The organism is Pseudomonas putida NBRC 14164 (assembly GCF_000412675.1).
In the GTDB taxonomy this organism is placed as follows: Bacteria; Pseudomonadota; Gammaproteobacteria; order Pseudomonadales; family Pseudomonadaceae; genus Aquipseudomonas; species Aquipseudomonas putida.
In genome coordinates this window covers 3,201,797-3,214,448 of record NC_021505.1, presented here as the reverse complement: position 1 = coordinate 3,214,448, position 12,652 = coordinate 3,201,797, and the positions used below count along the sequence as shown (strand labels likewise).

Below are 12,652 nucleotides of genomic sequence, written 5' to 3'. Positions count from 1 at the left end.
GATACTGAAAGATATGGTTTTTAGATTTGTACTGTGCGCTGGCCGAGTTCTTGCAGCGTGATAGACGAAGCGCGACACGCGACACATGGCAGCTTATGGCTGCCCAGGCGGGGTGCTATCAACTGGCTGCTGTTGGTTGGCCTTGATGCATTTCTGAACGGACGCCTTGTGCGGGAACCACGCGATGCAGATGCTGGAAAACGACGTTCGCGACAAGGCCAGTGCGACTGCCAGCGGTCTGGCCGTGCCATTGCGTGAGTTCAACCTGTTGCGCTGGTTTTCGGTCATCAGCCTGTTGATCATCACGGCGGTGGCGGGCGGGCTGGGTTATGTGTCCACGCGCTTTGTGGTCCGCGATAGCGTGCAGCGTGATGCGATGCTGACCGCGCAGTTCATTCAGGCCATGGCCCAGGCCGAGGTACGCCATTCGCAGTTGCCACCGGGCACCACGATGGGTGAACTGCTCGACCCGCGCCTGGACCAGCAGCACTTGCAGTTCACCCCGGCGCTCGCCGAATCGACCCGCGTCGAATTTCTCGACCATGTCGAGCATCTGCCTGATACCTTGCTGGCCAATGTCTACGCCCGCGACCGCACCATCGTCTGGTCCACCAACGTCGAGCTGATCGGCAAGCGGATAGAAGCCGATAGCGATCTGGATCGCGCCTTCCGCTCGCGCAAGGCGGTGTCGGCCAGCTACCACAAGGCCGAGGATGACCGCGAAGAGCAGAAGTTTTTGCGTCAACCGCGCTACCTGTTCATCGAGAACTACATTCCGCTGTTCGACAGCCAGGGCGAACAGGTAATGGCCATGGTGGAGATCTACAAGGAGCCGCAAGACCTGATACGACGCATCCAGCGCGGCTACGTGCTGATCTGGGCTTCGACCCTGGTAGGCGGGGCGTTGATCTACTTCGGGCTGTTCTGGATCGTGCGCCGGGCGGCGCAGATGCTGAACCTGCAACAGGACCGGCTGGTGGCCAGTGAAACCTACGTGGCACTGGGCGAGATGTCGTCTGCAGTGGCGCACAGCCTGCGCAACCCACTGGCCAATATCCGTTCCAGCGCCGAACTGGCCCAGGAAATCGCCAACCCCGCAGCGCAGAAGAACATTACCGACATCATCAGCCAGGTGGACCGCATGTCGCGCTGGGTACGCGACCTGCTGGTGTCGTTGCGCCCGCTCAGCGACGAGGCCGAGGCGGTGGACCTGGTGGCGGCCATCGAGGACACCCACCTGGCGTTCGTCCAGCAGATCGAGCGCAACGGGGTGCGCTTTCATTTCGAAGGGCCTGATGAGCAGTGGGTGGCCAGTCAGCCGCTGCAGCTCACGCAGATTCTCAACAGCTTGTTCTCCAATGCCCTGGAGGCCATGCCGGCAGGCGGCATGCTGACCGCCCAGGTCAATGTCAAGGACGGCCAGCGTGCCGAGTTCGTGCTCACCGACACCGGCAAAGGCATGAGCCAACAGCAGGAGCGGATGGTGTTCAAGCCGTTCTTCACGACCAAGCAGGGCGGCCTCGGTGTAGGCCTGGCCCTGGTCAAGCGCATCATGGAACGTTTTGGCGGCTCGGTCAGCCTGAGCAGCCGCGAAGAGGAAGGAACCCGCGTCAGCCTTACATTCAATATCGCAGCGGGAGGGGACCATGGAGCACAGCATCCTGGTAGTCGAGGATGATGAAATCCTCGCTGACAACATTCGCACCTACCTCAGCCTCAAGGGCTTCGAGGTCACCGTGTGCCACAGCGCCGAGCTTGCGCTGGAGCAGGTCAAGCGGGCCCAGCCCGACGCGGTGCTGACCGACAACTCATTGCCAGGCATGAGCGGGCACGACCTGCTGCGCAGCCTGGTGGTGCAGGTGCCGGGCCTGAAAGTGATCATGATGACCGGCTACGGTAATGTCGAAGATGCCGTGCAGGCGATGAAGGAGGGCGCCTTCCATTATCTGACCAAGCCGGTAGTGCTTGCCGAGCTCAAATTGACCCTGGACAAGGCACTGGCTGCCGAGCGCATGGAGCGCACGCTGTCGTTCTACCAGGAGCGCGAGGCGCAGAAGTCCGGGTTGCAGGCGTTGATCGGCGAATCGTCGGTGATGCTCACCCTCAAGCACACCCTGCGCCAGGTGCTGGATGCCGAGCGGCGTATGGCCAGCGACGATTTGCCACCGGTGCTGGTCGAAGGTGAGACCGGGACGGGTAAGGAGCTGGTGGCGCGCGCCCTGCATTTTGATGGTTCTCGCGCCAAAGGCCCATTCATCGAGTTCAACTGCGCCTCAATCCCTGCCAACCTGCTGGAAGCCGAACTGTTCGGCCACGAGAAGGGCGCATTCACCGATGCCAAGGAGCGACGGCTGGGCTTGGTAGAGGCCGCCGACGGCGGTACCTTGTTCCTCGACGAAATCGGCGAAATGGACCTGGTGCTGCAGGCCAAACTGCTCAAGCTGCTGGAGGATCGCAGTATCCGCCGGATTGGTGCGGTGAAGGAGCGCAAGGTAGACCTGCGGGTGATCAGTGCCACCAACTGCAACCTGGAGCAGATGGTGCAGCAGGGCAAGTTCCGCCGCGACCTGTTCTTCCGCCTGCGCATAATCGCCATAAAGGTGCCGCGCCTGTATGCCCGTGGCCAGGACATCCTGTTACTGGCAAGGCATTTCCTGGCCCACCATGGCCGGCGTTACGGCAAGCCGAATCTGCGGTTTTCCGCCGAGGCCGAGAGCCTGATGCTGGGCTATAGCTGGCCTGGAAACGTGCGCGAACTGCGCAACATGCTGGAGCAGACCGTGCTGCTGGCGCCGAACGAGGTGGTGCAGGCGCACCAGTTGAACCTGTGCATGACCTTGATTGACGAGCCATTGGTTCAGCAACCGGCGCCAGCGATGTTCGAGATGCCACGGCACGACCCGGAGCCAGGCACCAGCCTGCCGGACATGGAACGCGACCTGGTGTGCAAGACCCTGGACCGTACGGACTGGAATGTGACCAAATCGGCGCGGATGCTCGGGTTGTCGCGGGACATGTTGCGTTACAGGATCGAGAAGCTGGGGCTGACACGCCCAGACAAACGCCAGTGGTAATTGATCAATCTTTACTGCCCATGTCGGCCTTTTCGCGGGCATGCCCGCGAAAAGGCCAGTACAGGCATACACCAATCCCTGCGATTTTTTAAGGTGGACCACTGGTTAGCGTAGTCAAGGGTTGCCTGTACTGGTACCGCTGTTTCCCTGATATCCGCTACCCTCCGAGCCACTGCCATCCATCCCCGGCAGATCGCGGTTGTCATTCTGCTTGGCCGGTGGGCTTTCCGGGTCGTTACCTTGGATGCGCGTGTCAGTATCCCGCGGCATGGGCTTTTCGATCGGGTTGAGGGTGCTGTCCACGCCCGGCCGTGGCGCCGGGTTGTGTGGGTCGTCAGGGTAGGTGGGGCCAGTGCCGGCGGCCAGGGCCATTGGCGAGGCGAGCAGGGCAATCAGCAGAATGCTTGAGCGGGGCATGGCAGGCTCCTTTGCTTCGGATAGGTCTCATGATTTCCTTTGGCCCTACCCAAAGCATCAAGGTGCCATTACCCCGATAAACGGTTACACCACCTGCGCCAACAACATGATGAAGATGATGCCAACCACCGAGAGGATGGTTTCCATCATGCTCCACGTCTTGAAGGTTTCCGCTACGGTCATGTTGAAATACTGCTTCACCAGCCAGAAGCCGGCGTCGTTCACGTGCGACAGGATCAACGAGCCAGCACCGGTGGCCAGCACCAGCAACTCACGGTTCACACCCGGGACCAGTTCGATTACCGGTGCAACAATACCTGCCCCGGTAATGGTAGCGACCGTGGCAGAGCCGGTCGCGATGCGGATTACCGCTGCCACCAGCCAGGCCAGCATGATGGGCGAAATCTCTGCCTGCACGGCCATCTGCCCGATCACGTTGCCCACGCCGGTGTCCACCAGCATCTGCTTGAAGCCGCCGCCAGCACCCACGATCAGCACGATGGCGGCCGTGGGGGCCAGGCTCTGGTCAAGCATCTTCATGATCTGCTGGCGGTTGAAGCCGCGGGCCGAACCAAAGGTGTAGAAGGCCAGCAGCAGGGCCGCGAGCAGGGCGGTAATGGGGTGGCCGATCAGGTCCATCCACTGGCGCACGATGTGCTCGGCCGGCAGTACCACGTCGGCGAAGGTTTTCAGCAACATCAACGCTACGGGTAGCAGCACGGTAATCAGGGTGATGCTGAAGCTTGGCAGGTTGCCCTGGTCGGACTCCTTGGCGATCTGGTCCATCAGCTCCTGGGACGGGTTGCCCGGGATGTAGCGGGAAATGAAATTGCCGAACAGCGGCCCGGCGATGATCGCGGTGGGCAGTGCGACGATCAGGCCGTAGAAGATGGTCTTGCCGATATCAGCGTGGAAAATACCGATCGCCAGCAATGGGCCCGGGTGTGGCGGCACCAGGCCGTGCACCACCGACAGGCCGGCCAGCAGCGGGATGCCGATCTTGACCAGCGATACGCCGGAGCGCCGCGCCACGATGAACACCAGCGGAATCAGCAGCACAAAGCCGATTTCAAAGAACAGCGGAATGCCCACCAGGAAGGCGGCAAACATCATCGCCCAATGCACGTTCTTCTTGCCGAAGGCCCGGATAAGGGTTTGTGCAATCTGGTCGGCACCCCCAGAGTCGGCCATCAGTTTGCCCAGCATGGTGCCCAGGGCGAGCACGATGCCGACGAAGCCGAGCACACCGCCAAAACCATCCTGGAACGACTTCATTACCTTGGCCACCGGCATGCCGGAGGTAAGGCCAAGGAAGCCGGCCGCAAGGGTGAGGGCGACGAAGGGGTGCACTTTGAAGTGGGTGATCAGCAGGATCAGCCCGACGATGGTAACCAGCGCATCGAGCAGCAGGAAGGTGTCAGTAGCCAGTCCGAACATGGTTTGAAGGCCTCGATCTTATCGTTGTTTTTGGCGTAGCGTTTTGGAACTTTGCCCGCACTCACGGGTCAAGGTAGCGCTGTCTTTGGTGAGCCGGGAAAGCCGCCGGAGTCAGGCGGTTTGCGCTAGCCCCTGCTCACCACAGCGCTTTAGCCAGCGGTCCACCGCTTCGGCGAGTGCTTCTATGGGCTGGGTAGCGTCCAGCGCCAGCGTCAGTGGCTCGCCGCGTGGCGATTCCAGAGCGGCAAACTGGCTGTCGATCAGGCTAGCCGGCATGAAGTGGCCGGGCCGGGCCAGTACGCGTTTTTCCGCCTCGGCGGGCGACAGTTCGAGGAACACGAACACCAGCCCCGGCATGGCATCGCGCAGGGTGTCGCGGTAGCGGCGCTTGAGTGCCGAGCAGGTCAGGATCGGGCGCTCCCCAGCCTGGGTGGTGGCCTGCAACTCCTGGCCAAGGCGCACCAGCCAGCCGGCGCGGTCACTGTCGTCCAGCGGGATGCCATCGCTCATCTTGCGGATGTTTTCGGCAGGGTGGAAAGCGTCGCCTTCGATCAGGCGGCCGCCGCTTCGGGCAGCAATGGCAGCGCCGATGCAGCTTTTGCCGCAACCGGCCACGCCCATCACCACGATGGCGGACAGGGGAGAATTCATCAGTACCTCCTGCGGGGTGAGATAGCGCTGTCTCGTCGCCGACGAACAGCCACCTCCCCGGTGTTATTGGTCTTGTCCTTACGCAGTATGGACGCCTGGTAGCGAGCGCGTGCGGGCTGCTGCCAAAGATTACATTGCCTGCGTCCTGAGACAGCGCTACCTTAGTGGCCGTTCCCTATCCTTGCAAGTAGTAAAATTACAACATCCATGTCCCGCACCGGCTCCCGTACTACAGGTCGTCCCACCCTGGCCGAAGTTGCCAGGCTTTCCGGGGTTTCCCCGATTACCGCCTCGCGCGCCCTGCGCGGGGTCAGCACGGTTGCGCCTGAACTGGTCGAAAAGGTCGTCGCTGCAGCGGCGAGCCTGGGCTACGTGGCCAACCCGGCGGCCCGCGCCCTGGCCTCGGCCCGCAGCCAGTCGGTGGTGGTGTTGATCCCGTCGTTGTCCAACCAATTGTTCATCGACACGTTGGAAGCCATTCACGAGGTCATGCGCCCGCGTGGCCTCGAAGTGCTGATTGGCAACTATCACTACGACCTTGCCGAAGAAGAGAATCTGATCCGCAATTACCTGGCCTACCAGCCCTGCGGCATGCTGTTGACCGGTTTCGAGCGCAGCGACGCGGCGCGGCAGATGCTGGCCGCCAGCGGTGTGCCGTGTGTGCACATGATGGAGCTCAATGGCGAGCCAGGGGCATTGTCGGTGGGTTTTTCGCAGCAGCAGGCCGGGCGCGCTGCGGCCAGGCATTTGATCGAGCGTGGGCGCCAACGCCTGGCGTTCATTGCCGCGCAGCTCGATCCACGGGTAATGCAGCGGGCCGAAGGTTTCCGCCAGGCGTTGGCCGAGGCCGGTTTGCAGGCGGCCGAGCTGGAGGTACTGGCGCCGGAGCCTTCGTCGATTGCCTTGGGCAGTGTGCTGTTCAGCCAGTTGCTGCAACAGTCGCCGGATGTCGACGGTATCTTCTTCTGCAACGACGACCTGGCCCAAGGGGCGGTGCTGCAGGCACTGCGCCAAGGGGTGGAAGTGCCACGTCAGGTGGCCATGGTGGGGTTCAACGACTTGCCCGCTTCGGCACACATGGTGCCGCGCCTGACCTCGATTCGCACGCCCCGGGCCGCAGTCGGGCGTGGCGCGGCGCAGGCGCTGCTGGCGTTGCTCGATGGCAAGCGGGTGGCGGATACGCAACAGGATCTGGGCTTTGAGCTGATGGTGCGCGAGAGTTCGTAGCGAGAACTCGTGGCTGTGCAGGCGCGTCCTGTCATATCAATGTAGTAATCCTAAAGTGATAGCACTGTGCTTGCACGGCGCCAACGGCGATCTATGCTCAGGACACCGCGCATAAAGGAGCCCGGCGTCATGTTCGATTTCCATCGCAAATCCGATTTGGTTGAGATCCAGCGCACTCACCAGGCCTTGAGCGGCACGCAAGCCAAATTGGCGGCGATCAGCCGTTCGATGGCGATGATCGAGTTCGCCCCTGATGGCACCATCCTCGATGCCAACGAGCGTTTTTGCCAAGCCATGGGCTACAGCGCAGACGAGCTGCGGGGCAAACACCATCGGTTATTCTGCGAACCGGGCTATGCGCAAACTGCCGAGTACCAGCAGCTGTGGCGTGAACTGGGCCAGGGCAAGGCGATCAGCGGTACGTTCGAACGCCTCGACAAGGCCGGCCGCGAGGTTTGGCTGGAGGCCAGCTACATGCCGGTGCTGGACGAACAGCGCCAGGTAACCAGCGTGATCAAGGTGGCAGCCGACATCAGTCAGCGGGTCGTGCAGGAGCACGAGAGCGAGAGCCTGCTCAAGGCCATCGGTCGCTCCATGGCAGTGATCGAGTTCACCCCGCAAGGCCGTGTGATCAAGGCCAACCAGAACTTCCTCGACACCATGGGCTATCGCCTGGACGAGGTGGTTGGCCGCCATCACGGGTTGTTTTGCCTGCCGCAGGAGCGCGAATCGGCCGAGTACCGTGAGTTCTGGGCATCGCTCAACCGCGGCGAGTACCATTCGCACCGCTTCGAACGCATCAACAAGCAGGGCCAGATGGTCTATCTGGAGGCCTCCTACAACCCGATATTCGACAGCAAGGGCCGCTTGTACAAAGTGGTGAAGTTCGCCAGTGACATCACCCGTCAGGTCAGTACCCAGCAAACCGCCGCCGACGCCGCCCATGCCAGTTCCATGCAGACCGATGCCTGTGCGCGCAAGGGCACCGAGGTGGTGCAGCAGACGGTGCAGGTGATCGAGCAGATTTCCCATGAGCTGAACGAGGCTGCACGCAGCATCGATGCCGTGAGCAAGCAGTCAGATGTGATCGGCCAGATCGTGCTGACCATTCGGGGCATTGCCGACCAGACCAACCTGCTGGCCCTGAACGCGGCCATCGAGGCGGCCCGCGCCGGGGATCACGGGCGCGGTTTTGCCGTGGTGGCCGACGAGGTGCGCAACCTGGCGGCGCGGACCAGCAAGGCCACCCTGGAAATCGTCGATGTCGTGCGGCAGAACCACGACCTGTCACTGCTGGCCGTGGCCAGCATGCAGTCGAGTTTGACCCGCACCGGTCATGGGGTTGCACTGGCCAATGAGGCCGGTACGGTGATCATGGAAATCCAGCAGGGTTCGCGGCACGTGGTGGATGCCATCAGCCAGATCAGCTCGACGCTTCAACTGCATTGAGTGCGTCGCTCAGCTCGTTCAGCAGGGCTTGCAGGCTGATTTGCAGTTGTTCACGCTGATCAACCGTTGGCAGGCCCCGCGCATGAGCGTTCTCGATGGCTTCGCAATCCTTGACCACGCCGCGCACCCTTATCATCTTCGCGCCGCCCTTGATGCGGTGAGCCAGGGTGCGAACGGCCTCATCGGAGGCCTCGGGTGCCAACGCGCGCAAAGAGGCGAGATCTTCGCCGACACTTATTGAAAGCTGTTCCAGCAGATGCCGCGTCAGTTGCCTGTCGTCCTGGGTCAGGTGGCGCAGTTCAGCCAGGTTGAAGCCGCTACTGCGCAGTGGCGGTTCTGGGGCGCTGCGGGCTTGAGGCAGGTGAGCCTTGAGGGTGCTCAGGCCGATCGGTTTGAACAGGCATTCGTTCATGCCGCTGGCCAGGCATCGGTCACGTTCTTCGGCCTGGGCATTGGCAGTCACGCCGAGGATCTGGCACGCCGGCAGGCCGCGTTCGGCTTCAAGGCTGCGAATGCGGCGGGTGAGTTCGTGGCCGTCCATCACCGGCATGCTGCAGTCGGTGATCACCAGGTCGAAATGCCCTGCCTGCCAGCGCTCCAGCGCGACCTGGCCATTTTCTGCCAGGGTCACGTGATGGCCCAGGGTGTGCAGTTGTCGCTCCAGCAACAGCAGGTTGGCAGGGTAGTCGTCGATTACCAGGATATCCAGCGGGCCACTGCTGCTTTCGGCTGCCGGGGTGTGCTGCTCAACAGGTTGCGGTGCCGGGCAGGCTGGCAATTGCAGGCTGACTTGCACCTTGGTGCCGACACCTTCGACGCTTTGCAGGCTCAAGTTGCCGCCCATGAGTTCGGCAAAGGTGCGGCTGATCACCAGCCCCAAGCCCGCCCCTTGGCGTGCCCGCGGTCCATCAGCCTGCACGAAGGTGTTGAACAGCCGGGCCTGATCAACGGGGCTGATGCCGATGCCGGTGTCACGCACAGACAGGTCGATAGACTGGCTACTGTCCCCCCCAGTTGAAGGTATCAGCAAACTGGCCTGTACCTCGCCGCGGTCGGTGAACTTGATGGCGTTGCTGATCAGGTTGGACAGGATCTGCTTGAGCCGCAGCGGGTCTGCCAGCACCCAGACCGGCTCGGCAGGCAGTGCTGCGTGCAGATACAAGCCTTTGGCCCGAGCGTTTCCTTCGAACACCCGTACTGTAGCGCGTACCAGCTCGACCAGGTTTGTGGGTACCGGTTGCAGGGTAATGTGCCCAGATTCGATGCGGGAAATGTCGAGAATATCGCCAATCAGCTCAAGCAGGCCGATGGCCGAGTCATGGGCAGTCTGAAGGGTCTGGGCGTCGCAATGCCCCTTGCGGCTGTCTTCCAGGGCCAGCTCCAGCAGGCCGATCACGGCATTCATCGGGGTGCGGATTTCATGGCTCATGGTGGCCAGGAAGGTGCTTTTGGTCTGGCTGGCCTGTTCGGCGTCGTCCTTGGTCTGACGCAGCTGTTCGAGCAGGCCGCGGCTCAAGGCCAGCTGCGCCTGCAGCGCGTGCTGGGCCTCGGTGCGCTGGTTGATCAGCTTGCGCAGATAGCTGTTCCAGAACACCACGCCCGCCAGCAGCAGGGCCGACAAAACCAGTACCTGCAAGGCCAGGGTGCGGTAGTCGCGCCAAGGGCTATCGCTGACCAAGGTGCTGGTGCGCCAGCGGTTGGCCAGCTGGTCGAGCTCTTCGGGTGGAATGCTCAGCAGTGCCTTGTCGAGGATGGCCTGTAGCTGCGGCTGGTCCGCGGCCACGGCGAATGCGGCAATGGCCGGGTCGTCGTCCAGCACGCTGGCGATGCGCAAGCGGCCCTTGAAAACATGGCTGATGTAGTAGGCGGCGTTGATATGGCTGCTAAGGGCAGCGTCGGCAGCCCCCCCGGCCACGGCCTCCATGAGACCGAGCGGGTTGTCCACTTCCACCAGCCGGGCCTGCGGGTAGCGTTGTTGCAGCAGCGCCCGCTGCGGCGAGCCGCGTACCACGGCGATGCGCTGACCATCCAGCGCCTTGGCCTGTGCCGGGAAAGTACTGTCGCTAAGGGTAACCAGAACGCGTGGGCTGACCAGGTAGGGGCGGGTAAAGCGCAGTTGTTTCGCGCGATCCGCGCCATAGCCCAATGCGCCAATCATTTGTGCATCGCCACGGGCCAGACGCTCGACCATTGCCTGCGCCGAATCGCTTTCGACCGCGCTGAAGTGCAGCCCTGTGCGCAGCGAAATCTGTTTCAGCAGGTCCAGGGTGATGCCGGTTGGGCGGTGTTCGGCGTCGTTGAACGTCAGTGGCGCCAACGAGGTGTTGACCAAGACATTGATGTTGGGGTGGGCCGCGATCCAGGCTTCCTCTTCCTTGCTCAAGGCGGTGAGGTGACGCTGCAGCAGCAGGCTGGTGTGGCCACTGCTCCAGCGGCGCAGGATATTCAGCCGCTCGCTGTCGGTGATGCGCGCTAGCGCCATGTCGACCAACCGACGCAAGCGAGGGTTGTCGCTGGCCAGGGCAAAGGCAAATGCCCCCGCAGGGACCTGGCAGAAGTGGTCGATTCTGAGCGTGCCCTGGTAACTCTTGCCAATCGTGAAATCGGTACTGATGGCATCGCCCAGGTAGGCATCGGCCTCGCCCAGATCGACAGCGGCCAGCCCGGCCAGGGTCGAGCGGTACAGGCTTAACTGCGCCTTGGGGTACAGATTGCGTACGGTGCTGGCCGGCAGGTAGTGATCGACCATCGCTAGGCGCAGGCCGGCGAGGTCGGGTTTGTTCTTCAGGCTGGTTCCTTCGCGGGTGACGATGACGGGCATGTCGTCGGCATACGGGGTGCTCAGGTCAAGCTGGGCATCTGCCGCCTCGAAGGCATTGGAGCTGCCCAGCAGGTCGATACTGCCCTCACGCAACGCAGCGATGGCCTCGTGGCGGTTGTCGAACCGCCGTACTTCGACGTTTATGCCCAGCTGCTCGGCGATGATGCCGGCGTAGTCTGCGCTAATGCCTTCGTAGTCCTGCTGGCTGGCGTTGAGTTCGAAGGGCGGATAGTCGGGACGCGAACTGCCCAGCACCAGGTATTGGCGTTGCTTCAGCCACTCCCGGTCTTCCCTGGACAGTTGCAACGGCGCTGCGGCACTGACCGAGCGCGCCAGCAGTTGGCGAGGTTCGCTGTCGGCCAGCAGCGCGGCGGGGCCGGACAGGCCGATGGCCAGGAGCATGCACGCCAGCAGGCGCTTCATGGCGGCCGAGCGCTCAGTAGACGCTGTTGCGTTTGGCCAGGTCGACCATTTCAACCAGCGATTCGGTCTTGAGCTTTTCCATGATACGGCCCCGGTAGGTGCTGATGGTCTTGGCACTCAGGTTCATGCAGGTGCCGATATTTTTGTTGTTTTCGCCGCGCGCCAGGCGCCGCAGCACTTCCATTTCACGGTTCGACAGGCTGGCCAGGCGTACCGGTTCGCTCTCCAGCGAGTTGCTGTTGACCGACATTTGCGGGAAGGTCGAATAGCCCTTGACCAGGGCCTTGAGGGCAAACAGCAGCGCTTCGTGGTCTTCTTCCTTGGTGACGAAAGCGCCGATGCCGGCATCCAGACAGCGCCGCACGTACAGGTCGGTGGCCTGGCCGGTCAGCACCATGATCTTGGGCACTGGCTCCAGGCACTGCAGGCGTTTGATCACTTCCATGCCGTCCAGGCCGGGCAGGCCGATGTCGAGCACTACCACGTCCGGGCGCAGGTCGCGGGCTACCTGCGCCACTTCGCTGCCGTTACCCACCTCGCCAACGACATGAAAACGTTCACGCTCCAGTAGTAGGCGCAAAGACAGTCGGACAATGGGGTGGTCGTCGACGATCAGCACGGTTGTCATGTGGAAAACTCCTGTCAAGATGTGGTCCGCTTCCTGGAACACTCAGGAATACGTCTGCAAGTGGGTTAATCGGAAGCGCTGCAAGATACGACCAATCCCGAGGTTTGGTAATGCCGAGTATAGAAGTGTTGATAATCCGCGCGCTTGTTGTTGAAAAGTCCTACAAGCAACGGGAAAGGCATCACCCTATCAAAGCGGCAATGCCTGGTTTGAGGTGTGGAGTCAGGCGCAAGCAGCGTGTGCTTAGTTCACGCGTTGGGTGGCAGCGGGGTTATTGACCAGCGCCTGGCCGACCCGCGTCGGGCGGGCCACCAGCTGGCCGGCACAGTTGGGGCAGCGGCCCTTGAAGCGGGTATCGGCGCAGGCGCGGCAGAAGGTGCATTCGAAGGAGCAGATCAGCACATCGGGGCTGTCGCCCGGCAGGTCGGTATCGCAGCACTCGCAGTTGGGGCGTAATTCCAGCATGGGTGTGACTCCTGTTCGCAGGCGGGAACCCGGAGTCTGCTACGCCCGTGGCAATGCTGG

Annotated in this window: 10 protein-coding genes and 1 pseudogene; 5 read left to right on the top strand and 6 right to left on the bottom strand. The window is 62.3% G+C overall.

Annotation, left to right across the window (positions count from 1 at the left end; genetic code table 11):
* Nucleotides 1-184 precede the first annotated feature (184 nt).
* Both PP4_RS14260 and PP4_RS14255 read left to right on the top strand, forming a co-directional pair.
* Nucleotides 185-1,678: a sensor histidine kinase gene (locus PP4_RS14260; protein WP_016499895.1), complete on the top strand. Its 1,494-nt coding sequence runs from the start codon at nucleotides 185-187 to the stop codon at nucleotides 1,676-1,678.
* Nucleotides 1,647-3,074: a sigma-54-dependent transcriptional regulator gene (locus tag PP4_RS14255; RefSeq protein WP_016499894.1), complete on the top strand. Its 1,428-nt coding sequence runs from the start codon at nucleotides 1,647-1,649 to the stop codon at nucleotides 3,072-3,074. Before PP4_RS14260 ends, PP4_RS14255 begins: the two co-directional genes overlap by 32 nt.
* Nucleotides 3,075-3,188: 114 nt before the next feature.
* Here PP4_RS14255 and PP4_RS14250 read toward each other — a convergent pair whose 3' ends face one another.
* From PP4_RS14250 to PP4_RS14240, 3 genes are all read right to left on the bottom strand, one after another.
* A complete protein-coding gene (locus PP4_RS14250; protein WP_016499893.1) occupies nucleotides 3,189-3,491 on the bottom strand; it encodes a hypothetical protein in 303 nt (100 codons plus the stop codon).
* Between the two features lie 84 nt (nucleotides 3,492-3,575).
* On the bottom strand, nucleotides 3,576-4,928 hold the full coding sequence (locus tag PP4_RS14245; RefSeq protein WP_016499892.1) for a GntP family permease: 1,353 nt from the start codon (nucleotides 4,926-4,928) through the stop codon (nucleotides 3,576-3,578).
* A 111-nt stretch (nucleotides 4,929-5,039) separates the two neighbouring features.
* A complete protein-coding gene (locus tag PP4_RS14240; protein ID WP_016499891.1) occupies nucleotides 5,040-5,579 on the bottom strand; it encodes a gluconokinase in 540 nt (179 codons plus the stop codon).
* 207 nt (nucleotides 5,580-5,786) lie between these two features.
* On the opposite strand from PP4_RS14240, the gene gntR reads away from it, so the two are divergent.
* From gntR to PP4_RS29850, 3 genes and pseudogenes are all read left to right on the top strand, one after another.
* On the top strand, nucleotides 5,787-6,806 hold the full coding sequence (gene gntR, locus PP4_RS14235) for an HTH-type transcriptional regulator GntR (RefSeq protein WP_016499890.1): 1,020 nt from the start codon (nucleotides 5,787-5,789) through the stop codon (nucleotides 6,804-6,806).
* A 93-nt stretch (nucleotides 6,807-6,899) separates the two neighbouring features.
* Nucleotides 6,900-7,718: pseudogene (locus tag PP4_RS29855) on the top strand (PAS domain-containing protein); the annotation flags it as partial.
* A 42-nt stretch (nucleotides 7,719-7,760) separates the two neighbouring features.
* Nucleotides 7,761-8,255, top strand: a complete 495-nt coding sequence (locus tag PP4_RS29850; RefSeq protein WP_232107066.1) for a methyl-accepting chemotaxis protein — start codon at nucleotides 7,761-7,763, stop codon at nucleotides 8,253-8,255.
* On the opposite strand, the gene PP4_RS14225 is transcribed toward PP4_RS29850, so the two are convergent.
* From PP4_RS14225 to PP4_RS14215, 3 genes are all read right to left on the bottom strand, one after another.
* Complete coding sequence (locus PP4_RS14225) at nucleotides 8,230-11,499, bottom strand: transporter substrate-binding domain-containing protein (protein ID WP_016499888.1); 3,270 nt, start codon at nucleotides 11,497-11,499, stop codon at nucleotides 8,230-8,232. The genes PP4_RS29850 and PP4_RS14225 overlap by 26 nt on opposite strands.
* Nucleotides 11,500-11,512: 13 nt before the next feature.
* The gene (locus tag PP4_RS14220) at nucleotides 11,513-12,127 is read right to left on the bottom strand and encodes a response regulator transcription factor (RefSeq protein ID WP_016499887.1); all 615 of its coding nucleotides are present in this window, start codon (nucleotides 12,125-12,127) and stop codon (nucleotides 11,513-11,515) included.
* Nucleotides 12,128-12,370: 243 nt separating this feature from the next.
* Nucleotides 12,371-12,592, bottom strand: coding sequence for a DUF1272 domain-containing protein (locus PP4_RS14215; protein ID WP_016499886.1), 222 nt, complete (start codon nucleotides 12,590-12,592; stop codon nucleotides 12,371-12,373).
* Nucleotides 12,593-12,652: the final 60 nt, after the last annotated feature.